This is a genomic window from Arthrobacter sp. Z4-13, assembly GCF_054792705.1.
The window spans coordinates 296598-320207 of the sequence record NZ_CP096459.1 but is presented as its reverse complement, the minus strand read 5'-3'; the positions used below and the strand labels follow the sequence as shown (position 1 = coordinate 320207).

At 65.4% G+C, this 23610-nt stretch carries 21 protein-coding genes; 6 read left to right on the top strand and 15 right to left on the bottom strand.

All coding sequences use genetic code 11. The features are described from left to right. The gene (locus M1E07_RS03325) at positions 1 to 279 is read left to right on the top strand and encodes an HPr family phosphocarrier protein (RefSeq protein ID WP_104043337.1); all 279 of its coding nucleotides are present in this window, start codon (positions 1 to 3) and stop codon (positions 277 to 279) included. A 131-nt stretch (positions 280 to 410) separates the two neighbouring features. Here the strand turns inward: M1E07_RS03325 and M1E07_RS03320 are convergent, their stop codons facing one another. From M1E07_RS03320 to ku, 3 genes are all read right to left on the bottom strand, one after another. Next, positions 411 to 842: an SRPBCC domain-containing protein gene (locus M1E07_RS03320; RefSeq protein WP_461188878.1), complete on the bottom strand. Its 432-nt coding sequence runs from the start codon at positions 840 to 842 to the stop codon at positions 411 to 413. Then, a complete protein-coding gene (locus M1E07_RS03315) occupies positions 832 to 1689 on the bottom strand; it encodes a class I SAM-dependent methyltransferase (RefSeq protein WP_461188877.1) in 858 nt (285 codons plus the stop codon). The genes M1E07_RS03320 and M1E07_RS03315 overlap by 11 nt, the downstream gene beginning before the upstream one ends. A gap of 270 nt (positions 1690 to 1959) precedes the next feature. Beyond that, positions 1960 to 3099 (bottom strand): non-homologous end joining protein Ku, encoded by a 1140-nt coding sequence (gene ku, locus M1E07_RS03310; RefSeq protein ID WP_461188876.1) that lies wholly within the window; start codon positions 3097 to 3099, stop codon positions 1960 to 1962. A gap of 40 nt (positions 3100 to 3139) precedes the next feature. Between ku and M1E07_RS03305 the strand changes: the two genes are divergently transcribed. Continuing rightward, positions 3140 to 5722: an ATP-dependent DNA ligase gene (locus M1E07_RS03305; protein WP_461188875.1), complete on the top strand. Its 2583-nt coding sequence runs from the start codon at positions 3140 to 3142 to the stop codon at positions 5720 to 5722. Between the two features lie 108 nt (positions 5723 to 5830). Here the strand turns inward: M1E07_RS03305 and M1E07_RS03300 are convergent, their stop codons facing one another. Next, a complete protein-coding gene (locus M1E07_RS03300) occupies positions 5831 to 6091 on the bottom strand; it encodes a hypothetical protein (RefSeq protein ID WP_461188874.1) in 261 nt (86 codons plus the stop codon). Between the two features lie 530 nt (positions 6092 to 6621). Here M1E07_RS03300 and M1E07_RS03295 point away from each other — a divergent pair. Together M1E07_RS03295 and M1E07_RS03290 are read left to right on the top strand one after the other, a co-directional pair. Continuing rightward, positions 6622 to 8232, top strand: coding sequence for an MFS transporter (locus tag M1E07_RS03295; RefSeq protein ID WP_461188873.1), 1611 nt, complete (start codon positions 6622 to 6624; stop codon positions 8230 to 8232). A gap of 271 nt (positions 8233 to 8503) precedes the next feature. Next, positions 8504 to 9595, top strand: coding sequence for an FUSC family protein (locus M1E07_RS03290; protein WP_461188872.1), 1092 nt, complete (start codon positions 8504 to 8506; stop codon positions 9593 to 9595). Here the strand turns inward: M1E07_RS03290 and M1E07_RS03285 are convergent. Genes M1E07_RS03285 through M1E07_RS03265 form a run of 5 tightly spaced genes read right to left on the bottom strand, consistent with a single transcriptional unit; the run spans position 9563 to position 15775 of the window. Further along, entirely contained in the window at positions 9563 to 10336 is a 774-nt protein-coding gene (locus tag M1E07_RS03285) for an SDR family NAD(P)-dependent oxidoreductase (protein WP_461188871.1), read from the bottom strand. The genes M1E07_RS03290 and M1E07_RS03285 overlap by 33 nt on opposite strands. A 33-nt stretch (positions 10337 to 10369) precedes the next feature. After that, positions 10370 to 12238, bottom strand: a complete 1869-nt coding sequence (locus tag M1E07_RS03280; RefSeq protein ID WP_461188870.1) for an IucA/IucC family protein — start codon at positions 12236 to 12238, stop codon at positions 10370 to 10372. After that, positions 12235 to 12801, bottom strand: a complete 567-nt coding sequence (locus M1E07_RS03275) for a GNAT family N-acetyltransferase (RefSeq protein WP_461188869.1) — start codon at positions 12799 to 12801, stop codon at positions 12235 to 12237. The genes M1E07_RS03280 and M1E07_RS03275 overlap by 4 nt, the downstream gene beginning before the upstream one ends. Beyond that, on the bottom strand, positions 12798 to 14192 hold the full coding sequence (locus M1E07_RS03270; protein ID WP_461188868.1) for a lysine N(6)-hydroxylase/L-ornithine N(5)-oxygenase family protein: 1395 nt from the start codon (positions 14190 to 14192) through the stop codon (positions 12798 to 12800). The genes M1E07_RS03275 and M1E07_RS03270 overlap by 4 nt, the downstream gene beginning before the upstream one ends. Continuing rightward, entirely contained in the window at positions 14189 to 15775 is a 1587-nt protein-coding gene (locus M1E07_RS03265; protein WP_461190474.1) for a pyridoxal phosphate-dependent decarboxylase family protein, read from the bottom strand. The genes M1E07_RS03270 and M1E07_RS03265 overlap by 4 nt, the downstream gene beginning before the upstream one ends. Before the next feature lie 276 nt (positions 15776 to 16051). On the opposite strand from M1E07_RS03265, the gene M1E07_RS03260 reads away from it, so the two are divergent. Next, on the top strand, positions 16052 to 16396 hold the full coding sequence (locus tag M1E07_RS03260; protein WP_461188867.1) for a hypothetical protein: 345 nt from the start codon (positions 16052 to 16054) through the stop codon (positions 16394 to 16396). A gap of 184 nt (positions 16397 to 16580) precedes the next feature. Beyond that, the gene (locus M1E07_RS03255) at positions 16581 to 16901 is read left to right on the top strand and encodes a hypothetical protein (protein WP_461188866.1); all 321 of its coding nucleotides are present in this window, start codon (positions 16581 to 16583) and stop codon (positions 16899 to 16901) included. Between the two features lie 39 nt (positions 16902 to 16940). Here M1E07_RS03255 and M1E07_RS03250 read toward each other — a convergent pair whose 3' ends face one another. The 6 genes from M1E07_RS03250 to M1E07_RS03225 all read right to left on the bottom strand — a co-directional run bounded on the left by M1E07_RS03250 (position 16941) and on the right by M1E07_RS03225 (position 23523). Then, complete coding sequence (locus M1E07_RS03250; RefSeq protein WP_461188865.1) at positions 16941 to 17903, bottom strand: NAD(P)/FAD-dependent oxidoreductase; 963 nt, start codon at positions 17901 to 17903, stop codon at positions 16941 to 16943. A 178-nt stretch (positions 17904 to 18081) separates the two neighbouring features. Beyond that, the gene (locus M1E07_RS03245) at positions 18082 to 18435 is read right to left on the bottom strand and encodes a GNAT family N-acetyltransferase (RefSeq protein ID WP_461188864.1); all 354 of its coding nucleotides are present in this window, start codon (positions 18433 to 18435) and stop codon (positions 18082 to 18084) included. A gap of 255 nt (positions 18436 to 18690) precedes the next feature. Beyond that, positions 18691 to 19542: a class II fructose-bisphosphate aldolase gene (locus M1E07_RS03240; RefSeq protein WP_461188863.1), complete on the bottom strand. Its 852-nt coding sequence runs from the start codon at positions 19540 to 19542 to the stop codon at positions 18691 to 18693. Beyond that, positions 19542 to 20960 carry a GntP family transporter gene (locus M1E07_RS03235; RefSeq protein ID WP_461188862.1) on the bottom strand — a complete coding sequence of 473 codons (1419 nt, stop codon included), beginning with the start codon at positions 20958 to 20960 and terminating at the stop codon, positions 19542 to 19544. Before M1E07_RS03235 ends, M1E07_RS03240 begins: the two co-directional genes overlap by 1 nt. Before the next feature lie 105 nt (positions 20961 to 21065). Continuing rightward, on the bottom strand, positions 21066 to 21965 hold the full coding sequence (locus M1E07_RS03230; RefSeq protein ID WP_461188861.1) for an NAD(P)-dependent oxidoreductase: 900 nt from the start codon (positions 21963 to 21965) through the stop codon (positions 21066 to 21068). Positions 21966 to 22008: 43 nt separating this feature from the next. Then, on the bottom strand, positions 22009 to 23523 hold the full coding sequence (locus M1E07_RS03225; RefSeq protein ID WP_461188860.1) for a four-carbon acid sugar kinase family protein: 1515 nt from the start codon (positions 23521 to 23523) through the stop codon (positions 22009 to 22011). Between the last annotated feature and the right edge of the window lie 87 nt (positions 23524 to 23610).

Here is a 23610-nt window from a genome sequence, read left to right as displayed (position 1 = left end):
ATGCCAGAACGCACCGCAACCGTCGCCAGCCGCGTGGGCCTGCACGCCCGCCCTGCCGCCATCTTCGCGGAGGCGGCCGGCGAGTTCGACCTGGACATCACCATTGCCCGCGAAGGCGAGCCGGCCGACGAGGCCATGGATGCCGCCAGCATCCTGTCCCTCATGAGCCTGGGCGCCTCCCACGGCGACGTGGTGGTGCTCCGCGCCGAGGGCGACGGCGCTGACACGGCGCTGGAACGCCTGGTCCAGATCCTGGAAACGGACCACGACGCCGAGTAGCAGCAACGCCGCCCAGGCACTCCTGCTGCCAAGGCAGCAAAGCCGAACGGCCGCCGTCGGGCCTTCCCCACTGAGGGAAGTGCCCGACGGCGGCCGCTTGCGGTTAAGCGAATCCCGACCAACCAGCTGGGTTAGCCACGTTCGGCGATTTTCTTGACCTCCGCCATCAGCTGGTCCCACATGCCTTTTGAGTGCTCCGCCGCCTCCGCGCTCAGGTTATTGTCCTGCGACAACACCAGCAGCGTCCGGCCGCCCAGGTCCTGAAGCGCCCAGGTCAGCGTGTGATAGTTTTCCGCATTCTCTTCCCGGCCGCCCAGCGGGCTGAAATGGGTGTAGACGAGCCTTCGGCCAGGTTCGACGTCAAGGATTACGCCCTTGTCCTGGTAGTCCTTGCCGTCCCAGGTGCCCTTCCAGGTGATGGGCCCGCCCACCGTCCAGTCCGTGACAAGCTCGGCACCGAACATAAACTCCCTGGTGGCGGCCGGGTCCGTGATGATGTCCCATACCCTGGCGGGAGGCGCATTTACGGTAGCCGAGGACGTGGCTACATAATCACCTGGCATTACCCTTGGCCTTTTTGGCCGTAAAGAGCAGGTACTCCCACTCCATGCTGAACGGGGCATCGCCATGGGCGTCCCCAAACGACTCGGCCAGTTCCGTCAGCGCCTTATCCAGGTCCTTCACCTTGTCCCCGTCTTCGGCAATGAATTTATAGACCGAGATGGTGGGTCCGTAGTGGGACTTGAAATAGCGGACGAAGTCCTCCGGCTGGTGGAAACTACGGACCCCCAGGGTCTTTTTCCGGGTCTGGACTTCGGTGATCCTGTCGCCAAAGAGTTCGCGCACGTGGTCCTCGCTCCCCCACAGCGGTGCCGGCTGCGCACCCGGTGGCGGAGGCGGGGCAAACGGCTTCAAGGTGGCGAACATCCTGCCGATGAATCCCTCGGGAGTCCAGCTGAGGAGCCCGATGGTGCCCCCCGGTTTACACACCCGCAGGAGCTCGTCGGCTGCCGGCTGGTGGTGGGGTGCAAACATCACGCCGAGGCAGGACATCACGGTATCGAACTCGTCATTACCGAAGGGCAGCGCCTCCGCATCGCCTTCCATCCATTCCAGCTCCACGCCGCGGTCCGCTGCCTGGTGGCGGCCGGCGTCGAACAGTTCCGGGGTGAGGTCGCTCGCCACTACCTTCGCACCCATCATCGCGGCGGGGATAGCTGCATTGCCTGCCCCCGCGGCGACGTCCAGGACCCGCTGCCGCGAGTTGAGGCCGCAGGCTTCCACCAGGACGGCTCCCAGTTCGGGAAGCAATTCATCGGCAAGCGCGGGGTAGTCCCCTGACGCCCACATGGCCCGGTGCTTCTGCTTGAGCGCCCTGTCCGCCTCCACAACATCTGTTTGGTCCGTCATGACTGTGCCTCTCTACTGTGATGAGTCGTCAGTGAGTGAACAGCGCGCTGCGGGCACAGCGGAGGCTGCGATGCGACTCATTGTGGACTCGCCGAACTCCGCTGTAAAGAGACGGATTGTAGAGATAGCAGGCCCCAAGACGGCAGCCGCAAGAGACCTGCTGCAGGCAGCCCGGCAGGAAGTGGCGCCGACTACCGGAAAGCAAGCAGGCTTAGTAGTTTCATACTCATGGCATTAACCCACGGAACAGGCACAGCAGGCCGCTGTCCATTACGCCGGCTTGCGCGCCCTGGTGCCGGTTGCCTTGCTGCTGGTGCTTTTGGCGGCAGGCTTGCCAGTGGTCTTACTGGCCGTGGACTTCGCTGCAGTGGACTTGGTGGCGGTGGACTTGGTGGCGGTGGACTTTTCAGCACTGGACTTTGCCGTGCCGGTCTTTGCGGTGCTGGACTTTGCGCCCGCCGACTTCGCGGCGGCGGACTTAGTGCCGGCAGACTTGCCCGCCGTCGGCTTGCCTGCGGCGGCCCTCTTGGGCGCCGGCTTGGTATCTTCTTCGTCGTCGCTGCCGGCCTCAGCGCCCGGTTCCCCGTCTCCCGAGGCTGCTGCGGAAGCATCGGATCCGCCGCCTCCGCGTTTCCGGTCCAGGCTCCGTTTCAGTGCTTCCATCAGGTCAATGACCTCGCCCTTGCCGCCCTCGCCGGCTTCCACTCCGAACGTTTCGTCAGTATCCAGCGAGTCGCCCTGCTCGAGTTTTGCCTCGATGAGCTGCCGGAGCTGCGCCTGGTAGTCATCGGTGAAGTGGGCGGGGTCGAAGTCGGCCGCCATGGACTCCACCAGGGCCGCGGACATGTCGCGTTCCTGCGGGGAGATCTTGATGTCTGCCTCCAGGGAAGGGAAGTTTGCTTCGCGCACCTCGTCCGGCCAGAGCAGGGACTGGAGGACCAAGGTGTCGTCCTTGATCCGCAAGGCACCCAGCCGCGTCTTCTCACGCAACGCGAACTGGACGATGGCTACACGGTCCGTGTCCTCCAGCGCCCGGCGCAGCAGCACGTAGGCCTTGGGCGACTTGGAGTCCGGCTCCAGGTAGTAGCTCTTCTCGAACATCATGGGTTCAAGCTGCTCGGACGGGACGAACTGCACCACCTCGATCTCGTGGCTGTTCTCTGCCGGAATGGCCTTGAGCTCGTCCTTGGCCAGGATCACGGTCCGGCCGTCCTCCTCGTAGGCCTTCTCGATGTCCGAATAATCGATGACCTGGCTGCAGACTTCGCACCTGCGCTGGTAGCGGATCCGGCCGCCGTCGGCGTTGTGGACCTGGTGCAGACTGATGTCATGATCTTCGGTTGCGCTGTAGACCTTCACGGGCACGTTGACCAGGCCGAACGCGATGGCACCTTTCCAGATGGCTCTCATTCCTCAAGTCAACATCACGCAGGGCCGGAGGTGAAGCCCCATGGCCGCAGGTAAGGAGCGTGTCCGGGTTGCGGGCCGGGAACTGACGCTCACCAACCTGGGCAAAGTCATTTATCCGGAGACCGGCACCACCAAGGCCGACGTGCTCGCCTATTACGCCGCGGTGGCCCACGTCCTGATCCCCGCTGCCGCCGGCAGGCCGGCTACCAGGAAGCGGTGGGTCAACGGCGTGGGCACCGCGGAGAAGCCGGGTGAGGTGTTTTTCCAGAAGAACCTTGAGGACTCCGCTCCCGGCTGGCTGCCGCGGGCCGCCATCACCCACAAGGACCGGACCATCCACTATCCGATGGTCAACGACCCCGCCACGCTTACCTGGTTCGGCCAGATCAACTCCCTGGAAATCCACGTTCCCCAGTGGCAGGTGGATTCGCACGGCAACCAGCTGAATCCGGACCGGCTGGTCCTGGACCTGGACCCCGGCGAAGGTGCAGGCCTGGAGGAGTGCGTGGAGGTGGCGCTCCTGGCACGCTCGATCCTCGAGGACGTGGGCATGGATCCGGTGCCGGTGACCAGCGGAAGCAAAGGCATCCATTTGTACGCCGCACTGGACCGGAGCCAGACCTCCGATCAGATCTCGGCCTTTGCCCGCGAGTTGGCGCGGGCTCTGGAGGCCGACCACCCCGACCTCGCCGTCAGCGACATGAAGAAGACCCTCCGCAAAGGCAAGGTGCTGGTGGACTGGAGCCAGAACAACGCGGCCAAAACCACCATCGTTCCGTATTCGCTCCGCGGACGCCACACCCCAACGGTCGCCGCGCCGCGGACCTGGCAGGAAATCAGTTCGCCAGGCCTTCGGCACCTGGACTACCGGGAGGTGCTGCGCAGGGTGCAGGACGGCACGGAGCCCTTCGGCGTCGTCGTCAAACCCTCAGGAGGTGCCCCGGCTGCCCAGGGCACGAGCAACGAAGAGCACGACGACGGCAATCCCCGCCTTGTCAAGTACCGTTCCATGCGTGATCCCAAGGCAACGCCCGAGCCGTTTAGCGGTGCGGCCGGCAGTGGTGACGCATTCGTCATCCAGGAACACCACGCCAGCCGGCTTCACTTCGATCTCCGGCTGGAACACGAGGGCGTCCTGGTGTCGTGGGCGCTGCCGAAGGGCGTTCCCGAATCCGGCGGCAAGAACCACCTGGCCGTCCAGACCGAGGACCACCCGATGGACTACCTCACGTTCAACGGGACCATCCCTAAAGGGGAGTACGGGGCCGGTGAAATGACCATCTGGGACACCGGCACGTACGAGCTGCACAAGTGGATCAACGGCAGGGAAGTCATCGTCACGCTCACCGGATCGGAGGGCGGCGGGCTGGGCGGCACCCGGAAGTTCGCGTTAATCCACACCGGCCGCGGCCAGGGCAGGGACTCCGAAGGCCAATGGCTCATCCACCTCATGGACAAGGACCATTCGGGCAGCCGGCACCGCCACGCGGCGCCGGAGGAAGCCGAGAAGCCGGAAGATGAGGCTGACGTGGCGGCGGAAGAGGCGGTGGGAGAGGAACCGGCGGAGGCTGAAGAGCCGGATGATGAAACAGAAGAGGACGCGAGAGAGCCGGAGGAAGCTGAAGCGCCGTCCCAGGCACCGGGGCCGACTTCCGCTTCCGCATCACCCGAGGACTTCGGCCCCATGATGGCCACGTCAGGAACGACAGCGGACCTGCAGGGCAGCGACTGGCAGTTCGAACTCAAGTGGGACGGGGTGCGCGCCGTCCTCGTCGCCGACGAGGAGACAGTCCGGATCTTCAGCCGCAACGGGAACGACGTCACCAGGACCTACCCCGAGTTTACGGACAGGGACAGTTGGCCGGCCCAGCCGTTTGTCGCGGACGGCGAGATCATCGCCGTCGGGTCTTCGGGAAGGCCGGATTTCGGGCTGCTCCAGGGACGCATGAAACTCACCCGGCCCGGTGACGTCGCCAAAGCACGCAGGGCGATCCCGGTCCGGCTAATGCTTTTTGACCTGCTGTTCGACGCCGGCACTGACCTGCGCACAATGCCCCTCGCCAAGCGGCGCCGGCGGCTGGAGCACTTTTTCAGCCCGTCGGACAGCCCGGTGGACCTTTCCACTGTCCTCGAGGACCGGGTGGAGCACATCCTGGAGAGCGCGCAGGAACTGGGCCTTGAAGGCGTAATGGCGAAGCGCATGGACAGCCGGTACGTAAGCGGGCAGCGGACACGGACCTGGATCAAGCTCAAGCTCGACCAGACCCAGGAGGTGGTGGTGGGCGGCTGGCGGCCCGGCAAGGGCGCACGCCAGGGCTCGGTGGGCTCGCTGCTGGTAGGCATCCCGGAGGGCCGGAGCCTGCGCTATGTGGGCCGGGTGGGCAGCGGTTTCAGCTTCCGGGAACTGACGGAACTCCGGCAGACCGTGGACCGCCTCGCCCGAAAAACGTGCCCCTTCCAGGACGTTCCACGCGAGGATTCGGCGGACGCCCACTGGGTGGCCCCGCAACTTGTTGGCGAAGTGACGTACAGCGAATGGACCGGGACAGGGCGGCTCCGCCATCCGGTCTGGCGCGGTTGGCGGCTCGACAAGGATCCGGAAGACGTTGTGCCTGAGGCTTAGTGAGCGCAGCGGGCCTGCGAAAACAGGCGACGCGCAAAATACCTGGGGACCCCGGAATTCCGGTGTCCCCGGGTATTTTAGGTGTCAGGGTTCTTGTCTTGCGCGTCCTCAGGACGAGTGCGGCATCTGCGGCCGGCCAGTGCGGTGGACCGCCGTGACCGCTGCCCCCTGCCCCACGCGGCCGTGGCTGGAGCCGCGATCCTTGGGATGCCGCCGCTTCCCGTTGCCATCGGGCCAGCTGCCCGGTCCGCCCGGCCCCGCCGGGGCCAGCGGGGCAGCTGCACCGGGCATATCCGGGGTGGCCATTGCTTCAGCGAGATGATCGGCGAGCTCCGGCGCTATGTGCTTTCCTGTGTTTTCGTCAGCCATTGTTCTTCCTTTCCGCAATGAAATGAAGTGCTACCAATAGAGGCCAGAAGGGCCTTTTCGCGACTGAAGGGGGCCGGCAGTGGCCTGGCCGCAGGCGACCGCCTACCTAAAAGAAAGTGTTCCCATGGCACAACCATAAGGAAGCGCAGGGCACCTGTGAACCCCTAAAGCAGCGGTGGCTGCAGGCAAGGACAACGGCGGCCCTGCAGGTCCTGCGGGCGGCCTGCGGGAGGACTCCGGAAGCCGTGGGCGGCGTCACTTTTTCCGCGCGGATCCGGGGCAAAAAGGGGTTTCGTGCGTCCAAAATGAAAAAGATTCGGTAACGATGGCACCGGATGTCACCGATCCCAGTGCTGGCGCGGGAAAAAGCGGGAAAGAACTTTCCCGCAACCGGCCAGAAAGGCTCCCAAAGGGAGCGATCCTACGGCATCAAACGCACAGGCGCTATGGGATTCGCGTAAAATTGAAGGCCTGCCCGGAGCGGGGCAGCTACAAGTCGCAAGCAAATGACCTCCACGGGAGTTGCCCAAATGCCCACAGACCGAAGCATCACCGACTCTTCCGCAGTCATGCACAACGCCTACGGAACCAACCCAGCTACACCCCCCGGCACAGCCGCGGCTGCCAAAGGTCCGCGCAAGCCAAAGATTTTGAAGCGCCGCCGGCTCAAGGAGTCGGACGTCAACGTGGTTGACCAGCCCATGCTGAAGAAGGCCCTCGGCGGAACCATCGTGGGCAACACCATGGAATGGTACGACGTCGGCGTGTTCGGCTACCTCATCACCACCATGGGGCCCGTCTTCCTGCCGGAGTCCGACCCCACCACCCAGACGCTGTTCCTGCTGGGAACCTTCGCCGCCACGTTTATCGCCCGCCCGCTGGGTGGCGTAATCTTCGGCTGGCTTGGCGACAAGATGGGCCGCCAAAAGATCCTCGCCACCACGCTGATGATCATGGCGGCAAGCACGTTCGCCATCGGGCTCCTTCCCGGCTACGCCCAGATCGGGCTGTGGGCAGCAGGCCTGCTGGTGCTCCTGAAGATCGTCCAGGGCTTCTCCACCGGCGGCGAATACGCCGGTGCCACCACGTTCGTCAGCGAGTACGCTCCGGACAAGCGCCGCGGCTTCTTCGCCAGCTTCCTGGACATGGGCAGCTACTTTGGCTTCGCCCTCGGCGCCGCCCTGGTGTCCGCCCTGCAGCTGACCCTCGGCCAGACGGCCATGGAGGAGTGGGGCTGGCGCATTCCGTTCCTGGTTGCCGGTCCGCTGGGCCTGATCGCCGTCTACTTCCGGAGCAAGATCGAGGAGTCTCCTCAATTCCAGGCAACCCTGGACGCCCAGGAAGACCTCGCGAAGCATGCCGCCGCTTCGGATGAAGCAACGGTCAAGGGCCCGGTGGGAATCGTGAAGGCCTACTGGCGCTCGATCATCGTGGCGATGATCCTGGTTGCTGCGGCCAACACCGCCGGCTATGCCCTCACCTCCTACATGCCCACGTACCTCACGGAGTCCAAGGGCTACGACGAGGTGCACGGCACCCTGCTGACCATCCCCGTACTGGTGGTGATGAGCCTCTGCATCCCGCTCACCGGCAAGCTGTCCGACCGGATCGGCCGCCGCCCGGTCCTGTGGATCGGTGCGCTGAGCACGGTTGTGCTGGCAACCCCGGCATTCATGCTGATCGGCGTCGGCGAAATCTGGTCCACGCTGGCCGGACTTTCCCTGATCGCGTTCCCGGTAACGTTCTACGTGGCCAACCTGGCCTCCGCGCTCCCGGCCCAGTTCCCCACGTCCAGCCGATACGGCGCGATGGGCATCGCCTACAACTTCTCGGTGGCCATCTTTGGCGGAACAACGCCGTTCATCGTGGCGGCGCTCATCAGCGCCACCGGCAACGACATGATGCCTGCCTACTACCTGATGGGCACCTCACTGGTGGGCGCGGTCGCTATTTACTTCCTGAAGGAATCGGCCCAGCGCCCGCTGCCGGGCTCCATGCCCAGCGTGGACACCCAGGCAGAGGCCCGCGAACTGGTGGCCACTCAGGATGAAAACCCGCTGATCGATCTTGACGAACTCCCGTTCGAGACCCAGGACATCACGGATTCGAGCACCGCCGGGAAGATTCCCGAGCGGGTGTAGCGCTCGTACGCGGGCACGCACCGCAACCGACCGGCAGGGTCCGGTCCGGGCAGACCTTGTAGCCCACGCTTCCAAGGGCCCGTCCTGCGCAGTCCTTCCGGGAACGCACAGGGCGGGCCTTAGCCGTGCGGTTTTGGCCTTGCCACTTCAGCCCTTGGCGCTATGTCCATTTATGTCCCGGTGCCCCTCCGGAAATGGCCCGGATGGAGCTGCCGGTGATACGTTCCGAGAGGCCCGGAAGGGATCCAGCGACCAGCAGGGACGGTGCGGCATGAAGCTTCTCGTGGAGCAGGTGCGCGCCCTCCATCGGCTGGAACCGGCCAACCGGGACCACCTCGCGGCCCTGCGGGTAGCCATCAGCGTTGCAGTTCCCTCGCTACTGCTCCTGGCCGCAGGCCACACAGACCTCATGATGTACGCAGTCTTCGGTGCCTTGACGGGCATGTACGGCCGCTCCGAGCCGCACCAGCTTCGTCTCCGGCACCAGGCCCAGGCCGCGGTAGTCCTGCTCGGCGGGGTTGCGGTAGGTCTGTTCCTGTCCGTCAACCACCTCCACTCCTGGTGGCTCGTCGCCGTCGAAGCGGTGCTGGCCGGCATGGGGTCGGTGTTCGCTGACCGGGTACGGCTCAAACCCAACGGACCGTTCTTCGGCATCCTCGCACTGGGAGCCTGCGCGTCGGTACCCACGGAGGTTCCGTGGCACGTGGCCATGCTTATCGCGGCGGGGTCGGCTGTTTTCTCCATTCTGGTGGGTTTCGGCGGCTGGATCCGCCGCAGGTCATGGCAGCGCGGTGCGGTCCGGGGCGTCCCTGCCGGAAACCCCGCCCGCCAAGCGGAGATGTTGGTGCACGCCGCCCGGTACGTGCTCGCTGTAGGCGCCGCGGGTACCGTCGGCGTCCTTTCCGGCAGCGGCCACCCGCACTGGGCCATGGCCGCGGCGGCGGTACCCCTCGCCGGCGCGGACCTGCCCAGCAGCGTGCGGCGCGGCATCCACCGCATCGTGGGGACGTTCGTGGGACTGGGGGTCACCGCCGTCGTTATCCTGCCCGGCCCCTGGTCCCTGGCAGGGTTGTTCCCCGCCCCGCAGGCCGTGGTGCTGGCACTCCTGGTCATCCTCTTCCAGTTCACCACCGAGCTGTTCATGGCCCGCCATTACGGCCTGGCCATGGTCTCTTTTACGCCGGTGATCCTCCTGATGACCCAGCTTGCCGACCCCATCGACCCCGCAGTCCTGATCCTGGAGCGCGGTGCCGAAACGCTGGTGGGTGCCCTGGTGGGAATTGCGGTGGTGGTGGCTGTCCGGCGGGCTGGTACGCGCAGCCCGGCAGTTCTATTTGGGTTTGCGCGCCGGTCCCGCCACTAGCCTTGCCGGCGCCACCCGTGCCACCGCCGCCACCATTTTGTAGCGCTTGGACGGGATGGACACCGCCTTGCCCCGGGCGTTGTCCGCCAGGCCCTCCCGGACAACCCGCTCTGCGTTCAGCCAGGCCCACGACGGGGCCACAGACTTGTCCATTCCCATCCGGTCGTGGAACTCCGTGTGGGTGAACCCGGGGCACACTGCGGTGACCCTGATGCCGCGCCGGCGGTAGGTCAGGTTGGCCCACCGGCTGAAGCTCACCAGCCAGGCCTTCGCGGCGGAGTAAGTGCCCCTGGGAAGGAACGCGGCGATGCTGGCCACGTTGATAATCCGGCCCCCGCCCCGCTCCAGCATGCCCTTCAGTGCAGCGTGCGTGAGCTCCATGGCCGTCTCGCCATGCAGCTTCAGGTGCTTCTTCTCCTCCGAGATGGGGTTGTCCTCGAAGTTGTGCAGCAGACCGATCCCTGCGTTGTTGACGAGGATTCCCACCGGCCGCTGCGGATCGGACAGGCGTCCGACGACGGCGGCCACACCGGCGTCGTCCGTCAGGTCCGCGGGCAGTACCTCAGCCGTGATTCCGTAGCGCCGTTCCAGGCCCGCCGCTGTTTCCTTAAGGCGGGCCAGGTTCCGCGCCACCAGCACCAGGTTGCAGCCCTGGGCAGCGAGCTGGCGTGCGAACTCAGAGCCCAGGCCCGCGCTGGCACCCGTGATGAGGGCTGTTGCCCCGGTGGTTTTTGTTGTCATGCTGCCAGCCTAGCCACCGGTGTCTTCCTGGGTTTACTGTTCCGCGAACCTCACCAGCGGATTCGCCAGGCGCCCGGCCATCTGAAGCCCGCCGGAGGGATCCGAAAGGTCCAGCATCTGCTGGTTGTTGCGCAGCTGCAGCCGGTTGAGGCAGGACAGCTCGAAGTCTGCGGCGAAGAGGTCGTGCCGTGAGAACTGGTCTGCCAGCTCGGGATGCTGGGCCTGGTAGTCCTTGATGGCGGCGGCAGCGGTGCGCCAGAACTCCTCCTCGCTGAGCTTGCCGTCCTCCTCGAGGAGTGCGGCCATGAAACGGAAGATGCAGTCGAAGATGTCTGTGAAGATGGCCAGCACCTTCTCATCCTCCGGGATGGCCGCCTTTATCCGCGATACGTCTTCGGGCAGGTCCAGCCTGTCCCCCATCACCACGATTTCCTCGGCGATGTCCTTCATGATGGCCCGCACCGGCACCCCGTCCTCGAGGACAAGGATCACGTTCTCGCCGTGCGGCATAAACGCAAGTTCGTACCGGTAGAGGCAGTGCACCAACGGAACAAGGTAGGCCTCGAAGTACCGCCGCAGCCAGTCCTCGGGCGCCAGCCCTGAACGCTCGATAAAGGCGGAAACCACCGGCTTGCCCGCGGAGTCCACGTGCAGGAGCGACGCCATGGTGGCCAACTGCTGCCCGTCCTGAAGGAGCGGCAGCGGGCTTTCCCGCCACAGCGCGGACAGCATCTTCCGGTAGGGCGAGCCGTTGGCGGACCCGGTTTCGTAGTAGCCGTTGTGGTAGCCGATGGCGGCGATTTCACCAATCATGGTGAAGCCGCGCTGTTGCAGGGCGGAATCTTCCTCGATCAGGTCCCGCAGCCAGTCGTTGATGGCCGGGGTCGCCTTCATATATTGCGGCGACAGGCCGCGCATAAAACCCATGTTCAGCACGGACATGGCGGTCTTGACGTAGTGGCGGTCCGGAGCGCTGGTGTTGAAGAACGTTCGGATTGATTGCTGCGCCTGGTAGGTGTCCGTCCCAGTGCCCAGATAGACGATGCGCTGCCGGGCGATCTCAGCCGCGAATGTCACGCTGAGCTTGTTTTCCCACTGCCACGGATGCACTGGCATCAGGAAGTACTGGTTTGGGTTTAGGCCAAGCACCTGCAAGTCGGCGTCGAAATCGCTTAGCAACGCGCCGAGTTCGGCCTCCAGGTGGGCCCGGTAATCCAGCCCGGCGCTCGACGTGAAGACGGCGTGGCTGCGGTGCACGGCGATCCATTCCAGCTGCACGGGGGCGCCGGTTTCGGGAGCGAAAGCGCGGTAGTCATCGAGGCCGAAGCCAAGGCGCCCGTTGTTTGCCACAAAGCAGGGGTGTCCTTCGGTCATGCTCCGCTCGATGGCCTGGAAGTCGGCGGCGCGGTCCCAGCCCCCGGTGACTCCCGCGGCGAGTTTTGCAGCCGACGGCTGGCCGGCCCACTGCTTGTAGGCGTGGCTTGCCAGTGTGCTGCTGATCTCCTCGAGGTACACGGGGAGCATCTGGATGTTGATGCCAAGGACGCCCGAGAACGCCGTGATGAACTCGAGCACGTCCAGCGGCATTTCGGTGCCCTCGTGGAAGTGCCGGATGGAACCGGCGTTGATGGACCAATGGCCAAGTTCGAGGACGCGGGCGCTGAAGCGGTACTCGTGCGTTCCGTCGTCGCTGCGCACCCGGTAGTTTTCGTTGTCGCCTGTTACGGGTTCACCGCCGAGCCGTTCCGGGGCCAGGATGCGTTCGTGGGAGAACTCGGCGAGCGCCTTGCGGAGCAGGTGCCGGTTCGCTTTGTCCCACCGGTCGCCCGTGAGGTGCGGGGCGGCAGCTGTGGGGGCAAGGTCGGTGCCGGCGGCAGGAGTGGAGGATTTGAGGATGGTCATAGTGCGGCTTCCTGCAGGGTGGAATGGGTGAGGGGCAGTGCCGCGCGGGCGGCGAGGTAATCGGAGTGGCTGCAAAAGCTCAGCAGCGCGTCCTTGCCCGGCAGCGTCACTACCCCGGCGGGCTGGAAGCCCAACCGTTCATTAAGGGCGTGGATTTTGGTGTTGCGCGCATCCGGCTCCACCACAATGCGGTCCACCCCGGGCTTGGCGAACAGCCGGCCGAGGACGGCGTCCATCACGGCGGCGGTGAACCCCGGCTGTGGTCCGTCCGACGGCGGCGCCACCAGGAGGTGCATCCCCAGGTCCCCGGGGAGGACGGGATAGATAGCCGCCAGCGGCGAGGACGATGGAAGGTATTCCTCCATCAGGAAAGCTGGGATGCCGTCGTCGAGCCCCAGCAGTGCGTGGTGATGACCGCTGGCCTGGATCTTTGCGTATTCCTCCACCACGTCGTCCAAGCTGGCGGAAAGCATGCCCCAGAACGAGGCGTACGGCTGGGTCACCCAGCGGTGGACAAGCGGCGCGTCGGCCTTCGCGTCGAGGCAGCGGAACGTAAACCTCATGCCGGCACCCCTGTTCCAGCCTCTGACGCCGTTTCAAGATTCGCAGGCGCCGCAATGCCTGCCGGCGCTCCCCTGTACGCCGGCGCTCCGAATTGCTGAAACGCGATGCTGCGCTCCACTTGGTAGACCTCGCGCCCCGCAATTTCCCGCAGGATGCAGGAGTTGCGGTAGGCGCCCATGCCCAGGTCCGGAGTGACAAACCCGTGGCTGTGCAGTTCCGCGTTCTGGACGAAGATTTCCCCGGGTTCGACGCCGGTGCTGTAGTTGCGGTCCACAGCGAACCTCCCGGCGGCGTCCCGGGCGATCCGGTCCTGTACGCCGGCCAGGAAGCCGGGCTCCTGGTAGCCGTAACCCGTGGCCAGCACGACGGCTCCGCTGTCCAGTGTGTAGGACCTGCCTTGCTCACCGTGCTGAAGGTGCAGGGTGTGGGTGCCGGCTTCCGGGTCCCACTGGGCGGCGGTCAGGGTCGAGTGGGTCAACAGCCGGGTGTCCACCATGCCGGAGATGCTCTTGGTGTAGAGCAGGTCGTAGATGGCGTCGATCAGGTCGGAGTTGATGCCCTTGTAGAGATTTTTCTGCGTCTTGTTGAGATGGTCGCGCTGGTGCTGCGGGAGCTTATGGAAGTAGTCCACGTACTCGGGTGAGGTCATCTCCAGGGTCAGCTTGGTGTATTCCAGTGGAAAGAAGCGGCCCGAGCGGGTCACCCAGTTCAGCTGGTAGCCGTGCGCGTCCGATTCCTGAAGCAGCTCACAGTAGATCTCCGCAGCGCTCTGGCCGCTCCCCAGGATGGTGATGCTTCGCTGCTGCTGCAGTTCCGCCTTCCGGGCCAGGTAATCGGCGTTATGGAAGACCACTCCCCCGCCGCCCGCGGCCGCCTCGGCCAGAATGCCTGCAGCCGCCTCCGGCACGTAAGGGGAGGTGCCGGTGCCCAGCACCAGCCGCCGCGCCAGCAGCACCTCCGGCCCTTCGGAGCCGGAGACGGAAAGCCGGTACACGCCGTCGTCGTACGTCACATCCAGCACAGCTGTGCCAAAACGCACGGCGGGCAGCTGCCCGGCCACCCACTGGCAGTACTGGTTGTACTCGGCACGCAGCGGGTAGAAGTTCTCCCGGATGTAGAAGCGGTAAAGCCGGCCGGTCTGCTTGAGGAAGTTCAGGAACGAGTAGCGCGAGGTGGGGTCTGCCATGGTGACGAGGTCGGCCATAAAGGGGACCTGCAGGTGGGCGGGCTCCAGCATCATCCCGGGGTGCCAATCGAAGGATTCGCGCTGTTCCAGGAAAATTCCGTCCAGTCCTTCCACGGGCTCGGTGAGTGCGGCGAGGCCCAGGTTGAAGGGGCCGACGCCGACGGCAGCGAAGTCATGGATCCTGCTGTTGGTGGGGGCGCTCATGCGGACACCTCGCGTTGCAGCAGCCCGGCGCCGGTGCGGCGCAGAAGGGTGACGATTTCGGCAATGTCTTCAAGCGTGGCCTCCGCGTTGAGGAGGGTGAACTTGAGGTAGTGGCGGCCGCCGACTTTCGTCCCGGCAACCACAGCTTCCCCGGAGGCGAAGACGGCGGCGCGAATGGCCGGGTTCAAGGCGTCGGCAGCGTCCTCCGAGAGCCGCTCCCCGCTTTCCAGGCGGGGCCGAAACCGGAAGACCAGGGTGCTGAGCTGCGGTGGCGCGGCGAGTTCAAAGTCGTCGTCGGCGGCGAGGAGCGCGCCGACGCGGGCGGCAAGGTCGATGGCTTCGTCGAACAGGGCCCCGATCGCATCCGCGCCCATAATGCGGAGGGTCAGCCACAGCTTGAGCGCATCGAAGCGGCGGGTGGTCTGGATGCTCTTGTCCACCTGGTTGGGGATCTCGGCCAGGGCAGCGCTTTCCGGGTTCAGGTAATCGGCGTAGTAGGTGATGTGTCGCAGCATGGTCCGGTTGCGGACCAGCAGTGCGCTGGAGCTGACCGGCTGGAAGAAAGTTTTGTGGAAGTCCACGGTGATCGAATCGGCGAGCCGCGTTCCGTCCAGGAGGTGGCGGTAGCGGCCGGAGACCATCAGGCCGCCGCCGTACGCGGCGTCGACGTGGAACCAGGCGCCGTAGGCCCGGGCCAGTGCGGCGAGCTCTGCCAGCGGATCAACCGCACCAAAGTCGGTAGTTCCCGCGGTGGCGACAACCGCCATGGGTGACAGGCCGGCGTCGTGCGCTTCCGCCATCGCCTCCGCCAGGGCGGCGGGGTCCATCCGGTGGTCACGCGTGTACGGCACGGTGATAACGGCGTCGAACCCCAGGCCCAGCATGGACGCCGACTTCTGGATGCTGAAGTGGCTGTCCTCGGAAGTAAAGATTCGAAGCGTGTCCAGCAGCGCCGGGAGCCGGAGGCCGCTGCGGGCCGGGTCCTGCCTCAGCCCGGCCACTGCGTGGTTGCGGGCGATCAACAGGGCCTGGAGGTTGGACTGGCTGCCGCCGGAGGTAAATACCCCGTCGGCATTGCTGCCCAGGTGCAGCTTTTCCGCGGCCCAGTCGATGAGGCGGCGTTCAATCATGGTGGCCCCTGCGCTCTGGTCCCAGGTATCCATCGATGAGTTCACGGCGGACAGGATCGCCTCACCCACCAGCGCGGGAATCACCACCGGGCAGTTGAGGTGCGCCGCGTACTTGGTGTCGTGGAAGTAGACGGCGTCGCGCAGGTACACGTCGTCGAGTTCCTGCAGCGCGGCAGCAGTGTCCGGCAGGGGCGCTTCGAGGTCCACCGCCCCTACCCGCGCCTTCAACTGGGAAGGCGCGACGCCGGTGAATGGTTGGGTGGTCCGCTCCAGTTTGGTGGCCACGGCAGTGACGCCCTGCAGCACCTGCGCCACGTACCGCGGCGAGTTCCGCGTGTTGAAAAGGTGGTTGCTGGCCCCAAGGGCGAGTTCCACACGGGAGCCAAAGTCCTGGCCCGGCGGTTCGGGGCTATGGGGCGGGGCATCCACTTGCAACTCGTCAAGGCGGGGCATCAGCGGCACTGGTCTTCCTTCGGTCGGCGTTCATCCACTTGCAAAGGTAAGCCTTACTTAGGGCAGCCTTTTAATCAAACTTCCGTGATGTATTTCCCGGAAGGGCCCTCGCTCCCCTGCCTTTTCGCTTATCGGACCGTCATTGACTGGCGCCTCAAGCTACTCCTGCCGCAAAATGCCCCGCTATCGAAGCAGGGTGCGACAAGACGGCAACGTCGTGGCGGCGTTAGGGTTGGCCTACGAGCGGCCGCGGGCTGCGCATTAACAGGGGGAAATATGGAGCAGTCAGCTGGTGCAATCGGGTTCCGGGAAGTGGACCAGGATGGGAACCCGATAGCGGGGGCAGTCCAAACCGGAGCAGGGGAAGATTCCGCCCACCACACCGCTCCCGCCGTCAACCCATTCATCGTTGTTCTGTGGCTGCTGGCCATCCTGCTGATCGGGGGCGGAGCCCTGATCTTCCTCAACGCCAACTCCATGGTGGGCCCGACGACTTCAGGGATGCCGGCATCTTTCCTGATGTTCACCTTCGCGCCTTACGCAATCGTCGCAGGGCTTGCTGCTGTCATCGGACTGCTGTTCTGGCACGCATTCCAGTGGCAGCGCCGGCGCAGTCAGTGACCGGCAGTCAGGGCTGCAGGCAGGCATCGGGGGCGTTGCAACTGGACGGCTGATGATGTGTGCTGGGGCACAGCGGATTTGCCCAAAGATTAGTAAGCATGCTTAGGTTGTGGGGTAATTGAACCTCCGCAAGCAGTTCGCGGCGGAGCTGCCAACGCCGGTAGTTCCGTGAAGAAGCCCAAGGATGACCATCGTGACCACCGCAGTAAAAAATCAGTTGTCAGTCCCCATGGAGCAAGAAGCCGGGGAAGAATCTCCCTTGAGCTTCATCCGTCCCGTGGATGCGGGGCTGCTGGTCACCCTGAGTTCACGGATGCACTGCCGTGCCCCTATGCAGCTGGTCGATCCGGACGCGATGCCTTTGCATCAGCCCGTCCAGGTTGACGACGCCCAGGTCATTCCGGTCGGGGCCGGTTCCCCGCCCGCCAACGTGGAGACTTACCGCTGCGCCTGCGGCTTCACCATCGATGTCCCGGCATTCAGCCTGCACGCCCTCGCCAGCTAACCGGGCTGGTCAGGCTGGTCAGCCAACAGGGCCAGTCAGCTAGCGGGAGGCGGGGGTCCTGGCGGCCTCCACTGCCCGGCGCGTGTCCTCCAGCACCAAGTCCGCGTTGATGGCGGCGGCAGCTTTCAGTCCGGCGGCCGCCGCCGTCATCACCTGGGCGGAAACGTCGGTTGCATTACCGGCAGCCCAAACTCCCGGGCAGGACGTGAGCCCCGATTCATCGGTCGGCAGGCACGTCCCCGGCCCTTCTTCGAGGCCATCCGGTTTCAGCCCCAAGGCCTCGAGCATGGTGACCCGGCTGACGGTTGCGGGGCTGACCACCAGCACTTCCAGCGTTACTGCCGATCCGTCTGCGAGCGTGACCGCCGTGAGCTTGTCGTCCTCGACCACCAGCCCGCAGACGCGGCCTTCAACCACTTTGACGGACCGCGCGGCCAACTGTTCCGATTGGCCCCGGCTGAGCGCCAATTCACCGTTGAGCAGGAGGGCCACGTCTGGGCTCCACTGCCGGAAAGTCAGGGCCTGAAGGACTGCGTGGGCATCGGAGGCCATTACTCCCACCTTCCGGTTTCGGATTTCCCAGCCATGGCAATAGGGGCAATAGAGTACGTCCCGGCCCCAGCGGTCGGCCACGCCCGGCAGGTCGGGAAGCTGGTCTTCAATTCCCGAAGTGATCAGCAGCCGGCGGGCACGGCAGGTTGAGCCGTCCTCGAGCGAGAGCACAAAGTTGTCGCCATCGCGCCTGGCGGACTTTACAAACCCGGTGACGGCTTCCCCGCCGTATTCAGCCAGTTCTTCCCGTCCGGCAGCCAGAAGCTCTTTGGGGCTCATGCCCTCGCGGGTAAGGAACCCGTGCACGCCTTCTGCGGGCAGGTTCCTTTGCCCGCCGGCGTCGATCACTACCACGGACCGCAACGCCCTGGCCAAGGCAACACCCGCACTAAGCCCGGCCGGCCCGCCCCCGACGACAGCCACATCAAACAGTTGTTCCTGGTGATTCATCCCGGATTCCTCCCCGGTGTGCGCTGACCCGAAAAACGGCGCGCATTCCACAGCGTGCGCCCTCTGCAAGACCGCGCTCAGGAAAGGTACCCGGTGCGGCGGCACAATAACGCGCTACGCGGGCACGGGCAGGAAGAAATGTTTTTCGTGAAGGGTTGTCGGTGCGGCGCAGGCCTGCTCAAGCACCTGAACCGTTCATTGCTGGACTGTCCGGCCAGTCGACGCACTGCTCGTAGCCCTCGTGCCCGCGGAGGTAGCCCGCGATGAACGGGCAGTGCGGGATGATCCGCTTTCCCGCTGCCACCACGTCATCCAGCGCGAAGTGGGCCAGGACCTTGCCCAGGCCTTGGCCCTCAAAGTCCGGCGACGTCTCTGTGTGGCTGAAGTCGATATGGCCGGGCAGGTCCCGGTAGAAGGACTGGACGGCGAGTTTGCCCCCCACATGCAGCTCATAGCGGTGATGCGCGTCGTTGCGCCTCAGCGAGACGTCAGGAGCGAACTTATCCTCGGTGGACAACGTGTTCTCGGTCATGGTTCGACACTGGCACTACTTCACCGCGCTGGCAATGCCCCGGCTTACCCTTCAACATCACAACTGGGCCAAAGATCGCTGCATGGTGAAGATGGAGACGCGGACCACCGCGGCCAGCAAGGCAAAAAAGGGCGGCCAGGATCATGGCTTGATCCTGGCCGCCCTCCCCCTTGGAGTTCTTGGACAGATCCGGGGACCCCGAAACGCCCGCACGTCACGGTACGTGTCCAAAAACTCCCGGCAGTACGCCTGTTTTTACCGAGTGAGTGTTGCCAGTGTTCCCGTGGCGAAGTCCTTGGCCTTCTCGTTCCAGTGGCCCAGGAGCCCCTGGAGGTTCTCGCCGTCGGACCGGGTCCCCGGCAAGTGCTCCTGCAAAGTGGCGAGGACGCCGGTGCGGAGCTCAGTGTTGAAGTTGACCTTGCCAACGTTCATCGACGCAGCCTTCACCAGCTCCTCTACAGGGATCCCGGAGGCTCCGTGCAGCACCAGCGGAATGTGTGTCCGCACCGCGATATCCTGCAGGACGTCCCAGCGCAGCTGAGGCTCCCCCTTGTACTTGCCGTGGACGTTACCGACGGCGACAGCCAGCAGCTCCGCTCCGGTCCTGGAGACAAAGTCCTCCACCTGGGCGGAGTCCGTCAGACCGGCCACGGCTACGCCGGACTGGTCGGCGCTGAACGCGCGATCCTCGTCCCCGGCGAGGCCGCCCAGCTCGGCTTCCAGCACCACGTCAGGACCCAGCAGGGCCCGGGCCGCAACGACCAGTGCGATGTTGTCCTCGTAAGGCAGGGACGAACCGTCCGCGAGGACGGAGTCCGCCCCTGCCGCAACGGCGTCGGCCATTACCTGAAGGTCAGTTGCGTGGTCCAGCTGCACGGCCACCGGGACGGACGCGGCGTCAGCGAGGCCCCGGAGGGCGCCGATGAGGCGCAGGCCATTGGACGTAGCGGCAGTCTTGGGGGCCACGAGCAGGATGACGCCCCGGCCGGATTCCTCAGCGGCGGCCACCACGGCCAGCGCGGTAGTGAAGTCGTAGCAGGTGAAGGCCGGCACGGCGGAGCCCTGCTGGAGGGCCGAGGTGACCAGGTGGTCGAGTCGGGTGCGCATCAGACGGTGAGTCCGCCGGTAAGGATCCAGACCAGGAACGTGAGCGCGAAGCCTGCAAGGCCCAGGATGGTGGTGAGCACCGTCCAGGTCTTGAGCCCGTCCGCCACGGAGAGGCCAAGGAAGCGGGTGACGATCCAGAAGCCGGAGTCATTCACGTGGCTGAGGCCCAAAGCGCCGAAGCCCATGGCTACCAGGATGAGGGCCGTCTGGAATGGTGAGAAACCGCCGTCCGCCACGGACGCTGCCAGCAGGCCCGAGGTGGTGATGATGGCTACCGTTGCGGACCCTTGCGATGCACGCAGGATCGCCGCGAGGACGAAGGCCATCAAAATGACCGGGAGGCCCGCAGACTGCAGGCCTTCCGCGAGGGCCGTGCCGATGCCGGAGACGGTGAGCACCTTGCCGAAGACGCCGCCGGCGCCGGTGACCAGGATAACGATGGCGGTGGGGGCCAATGCCGAGTCCATGACCTCACCGGTGTGCTGCGAGGACCAGCCGCGGCGGATGCCCAGGAAGTAATACGCCAGTCCCAGGGCCGTGAGGAGCGCAATCAGAGGGGCGCCAATGAAGGCGGCCAGCTGGGAAGCGAAGCTGTCCTTGGGAAGGATGACCGCGCCGACAGTTCCCACCATGATCATGAGGATCGGAAGCACAATCAGGGTGATGATCATTGCCGGGCTGGGAGCCGTCTTGACCTCGCTCTTGACCGCGACATTGGAAGCGCCCTGCGCAGCTTCCTGCTCGACCTGCGAGGTGCCGGTGCCAAAGAGGCGGAACTGCTCGGCGGTGGCGGGCAGCATGGTGAAGTCACGCCGGTTCAGCCGGCGGGCAACGAAGTAGCCCAGGACACCCACGGGGATGCAGAGGGCAAGGCCGATGATGGTGGTCCAGCCGATGTCTGCGCCGAGGATGCCGGCGCCGCCAACGACGCCGGGGTGCGGCGGGACAACCACGTGGATGGCCAGCATAATGCCGCCAACGGGCAGGCCGAACTTGACCGGGTTGACCCCGGCGGCCTTGGCAAATCCGTAGATGATGGGGATCAGGATGATGAACCCGACATCAAAGAAGACCGGGATGGCCAGCAGGAAAGCGGCAGCGGTCAGGGCGGCGACGACCCTGCGGGGGCCGAGCAGCTGGGTGAACTTGCCGGCGAGGGCTTGTGCGCCGCCGGAAATCTCGATCATTTTGCCGAGCATGGCGCCCAGGCCAACCAGGATGGCTACGGATCCGAGGGTTCCGCCCATGCCTTCAGTAACGGTTTTGATGATGTCCGGCAGCGGGATGCCTGCCACCAGGGCAACTGCCACGCTGACCACGAGCAGGGCCAGGAAAGCAGGGATTTTGAACTTGATGACGGCCACGAGCAGCAGGGCGACGCCCGCCACTGCTATGGCCAGAAGAGCAAGTGCGCTCATCGTGTGTCTCCTTTGACGTCGCTAGTTAAGCCTAGCGAGCTGGGTGGGTACGGCGACGGCGGAGGGGGGACCGCCGTCGACGTACGTTTTCGGGGAAGTGGCTTGCTACTTGGTCCGTTTGGCGGGGGCAACAACCTTGATGACGGCGGAGTCATCGGCGGCGGCGAGGCCCTGCGCCTGGCCCAGCAGGTAGAGCTGCTCGGCGGCGGCGGCAACCGGGGCTGCGAGGCCGGCGGCGCGGGTGGCCTTGCCCACGATGCCCATGTCCTTGACGAAGATGTCCAGGCGGGAAAGGACCTCGGCGCCTTCCTCGTTGTACGCCTCGAGGATGCGCGGGCCGCGGTTGGACAGCATGAAGGAACCGGCGGCACCGGCTTCGAGGGCGGCGAGGGTCTTCGCCTGGTCAAGGCCCAGCGCGTCGGCGAGGGCCATGGCTTCTGCAGCGGCGGCGATGTGGACGCCGCACAGCAGCTGGTTCACGGTCTTCAGTGCCTGGCCGTCGCCGGGCTTGTCGCCTACCACGGTGAGGGTGGAGGCCAGCAGTTCCAGCGCGGGGGCTGCCTTCCCGCGGGCCTCCGGGGAAGCACCGACCACAATGAGCAGGTCGCCTTCGCCGGCACGCTTGGGTCCACCGGACAGCGGGGCATCAACGAGCTCCACGCCGTATTCGGCCAGTTTGGCAACCGTGGCGGGGATGGCTTCAGTGCCTACGGTGCTGCCGAGGATGACGACGGCGCCCGGCTCGAGCACGGAGGCCACGCCGTTCCCGCCAAAGAGGACGTCGTTCAGCTGCTCGCCGTTGCGGACGGCCAGGAGCACGGCGTCGGCACCCTTGGCAGCTTCGCGGGCAGTGGCGAACGTGGCGATGCCGGCTTCTTCGGCGAGCTTCAGGCGGGGCTCGGCGATGTCGAAGCCGTGGACGGTCAGTTGGGACGCCATGCGGGTGGCCATGGGCAGGCCCATGGCGCCGAGGCCCAGGACGGTAACGGTGTAGTTGCTGGTCATGGTGTTCTCCATTGAATTTTGGCGGGATTGTTTGGCGAAGATGCTAGAAAGTGTTGCTGAGCTTGCGGGTGACGTCGGCGAGGGACTGGTCATCGCCCACGTTGCCGGCGAAGACGATGTACGGGATGCCCTTGGCGGGGCCGTCCACCGGCTCCCACAGCGAGACAATGCCCGGCAGCATGGGGCCTCGGACAATGGCGTGGCGGATCTCCAGGCCATGAGCGGCAACGTCCGAGGAGGTGATGCCGCCCTTGGCGATGACGAACCGCGGGGGGAACGTCTTGAGGGTCCGGTTGACCACGGCGACGACGGCGGCCGACACGGTGCGCGCGATCCGCAGGCTTTCGGCGGGGTCGTCCGTCTTGATCAGCAGCCGGCTGGTGTGGACGATGACGTCGCCGCCGCGGAGGGCTTCGACAACTGTGTCAACGGTCTGGTCCAGGTAGGCGTCAGCGGCCGTTTCGGTTTCGGCGGCAAGCAATTTTTCGACGTCGATCTCAACGATCCGGGCCGCGCTGTGCTGTTCGGTCAGGGCCTTGAGTTGGCGGGTGGTGACGCCAACGTGGGAGCCGACGACGATGAGCCCGCCAGCCTCGGACGGGGTGTTGCCGGCGTAGGCCTCGGGGCCGCTGAGTTCGGTGCGGATTTCCTGGCCGATCCGGGCACGGCCAAATGGCGGACCCACCCGGTAAAGCAACTTCTTGCCGCGCCGTTCAGCTTCTTCCAGGCCAAGGGACAAAGCGCGAAGGTCATTTTCGGTGACGATGTCGGCCACGATCGGGGTGGAGTCTGTGGCCGCCGAGATAGCGTCGGCGATGGCATTGGCGCTGATCATTGCGCTGGCTGCCGCGTCCCCGGAGGAACCTTCGGCTACGGCGCCGGCGCGGATGATGTTGAGGTCCAGGACGATCACCGAATCTGCAGCGAAGCGGCCCTGGGATTTCTCCTGGACGTAGTCGGCCATCACAGAGGTGGTGAAGCCGAACGTGGCATCCTTGGCGAACTCGGTGTCGGACACCGGGGTCAGCGTTCCGGCTGCGTCGCCGGTGCCGCGCATGTAGTGGACGCCGCCGATGGTGACCCGCCCGGCGTCGGGGAAGGCTGGAACCAGCACTACGCCGTCGGTCTTTTCTCCACTGACATCCGCAACCGTGGCGGCAATGACGTCCGGCTCCAGGGGGTAGTGGCCGCGGAGTGTGGAATCGCTGCGGCTGACGAACCCGAGGCGCAGGTCCTCGGTGGATCCGGCGGCGGCGAGGGCGTTGCGGACCACTTCTTCATTCCGGGCGGCGGCCTCTGCGGGGTCCAGGCTGCGGGTGTTGGTGAGGACGTAAACGGCAGGCTTGGACTGGCCGAAGGCCCAGATGAAGTCCTCCACATCCCAGCGGGTGAGCACGGGCAAATCTGCCACGGACTGCGTTCCGGTGGGATCGTCGTCGAGCACTACCAGGACACGCGGGGTCTCCGCGTTGGAGGCAGCCAGCGTGCCGGCCACCAGGTCGGCGGGAATCCGGACTTCGGCGGGGTAGGCGGCAAGAACGTCTGCTTCAAGCGTCACAGTGCACTCCGTTGTGTATGAATCCGGGCGGGATCCTGGTGTAAAAGGGATCTGTAAGATGTCTGACATCTTGCATCTGATGCTAGT

Excerpts from the sequence above, each read along its gene's own strand:
- M1E07_RS03315 (WP_461188877.1), bottom strand. The coding sequence starts at position 1,689 with ATGACGGACCAAACAGATGTTGTGGAGGCGGACAGGGCGCTCAAGCAG.
- M1E07_RS03235 (WP_461188862.1), bottom strand. The coding sequence starts at position 20,960 with ATGAGCGCACTTGCTCTTCTGGCCATAGCAGTGGCGGGCGTCGCCCTG.
- M1E07_RS03255 (WP_461188866.1), top strand. The coding sequence starts at position 16,581 with ATGACCATCGTGACCACCGCAGTAAAAAATCAGTTGTCAGTCCCCATG.
- M1E07_RS03290 (WP_461188872.1), top strand. The coding sequence starts at position 8,504 with ATGAAGCTTCTCGTGGAGCAGGTGCGCGCCCTCCATCGGCTGGAACCG.
- M1E07_RS03300 (WP_461188874.1), bottom strand. The coding sequence starts at position 6,091 with ATGGCTGACGAAAACACAGGAAAGCACATAGCGCCGGAGCTCGCCGAT.
- M1E07_RS03260 (WP_461188867.1), top strand. The coding sequence starts at position 16,052 with ATGGAGCAGTCAGCTGGTGCAATCGGGTTCCGGGAAGTGGACCAGGAT.
- M1E07_RS03240 (WP_461188863.1), bottom strand. The coding sequence starts at position 19,542 with ATGCGCACCCGACTCGACCACCTGGTCACCTCGGCCCTCCAGCAGGGC.
- M1E07_RS03285 (WP_461188871.1), bottom strand. The coding sequence starts at position 10,336 with ATGACAACAAAAACCACCGGGGCAACAGCCCTCATCACGGGTGCCAGC.
- M1E07_RS03320 (WP_461188878.1), bottom strand. The coding sequence starts at position 842 with ATGCCAGGTGATTATGTAGCCACGTCCTCGGCTACCGTAAATGCGCCT.
- M1E07_RS03250 (WP_461188865.1), bottom strand. The coding sequence starts at position 17,903 with ATGAATCACCAGGAACAACTGTTTGATGTGGCTGTCGTCGGGGGCGGG.
- M1E07_RS03280 (WP_461188870.1), bottom strand. The coding sequence starts at position 12,238 with ATGACCATCCTCAAATCCTCCACTCCTGCCGCCGGCACCGACCTTGCC.
- M1E07_RS03275 (WP_461188869.1), bottom strand. The coding sequence starts at position 12,801 with ATGAGGTTTACGTTCCGCTGCCTCGACGCGAAGGCCGACGCGCCGCTT.
- ku (WP_461188876.1), bottom strand. The coding sequence starts at position 3,099 with ATGAGAGCCATCTGGAAAGGTGCCATCGCGTTCGGCCTGGTCAACGTG.
- M1E07_RS03245 (WP_461188864.1), bottom strand. The coding sequence starts at position 18,435 with ATGACCGAGAACACGTTGTCCACCGAGGATAAGTTCGCTCCTGACGTC.
- M1E07_RS03325 (WP_104043337.1), top strand. The coding sequence starts at position 1 with ATGCCAGAACGCACCGCAACCGTCGCCAGCCGCGTGGGCCTGCACGCC.
- M1E07_RS03230 (WP_461188861.1), bottom strand. The coding sequence starts at position 21,965 with ATGACCAGCAACTACACCGTTACCGTCCTGGGCCTCGGCGCCATGGGC.
- M1E07_RS03270 (WP_461188868.1), bottom strand. The coding sequence starts at position 14,192 with ATGAGCGCCCCCACCAACAGCAGGATCCATGACTTCGCTGCCGTCGGC.
- M1E07_RS03265 (WP_461190474.1), bottom strand. The coding sequence starts at position 15,775 with ATGCCCCGCCTTGACGAGTTGCAAGTGGATGCCCCGCCCCATAGCCCC.
- M1E07_RS03305 (WP_461188875.1), top strand. The coding sequence starts at position 3,140 with ATGGCCGCAGGTAAGGAGCGTGTCCGGGTTGCGGGCCGGGAACTGACG.
- M1E07_RS03295 (WP_461188873.1), top strand. The coding sequence starts at position 6,622 with ATGCCCACAGACCGAAGCATCACCGACTCTTCCGCAGTCATGCACAAC.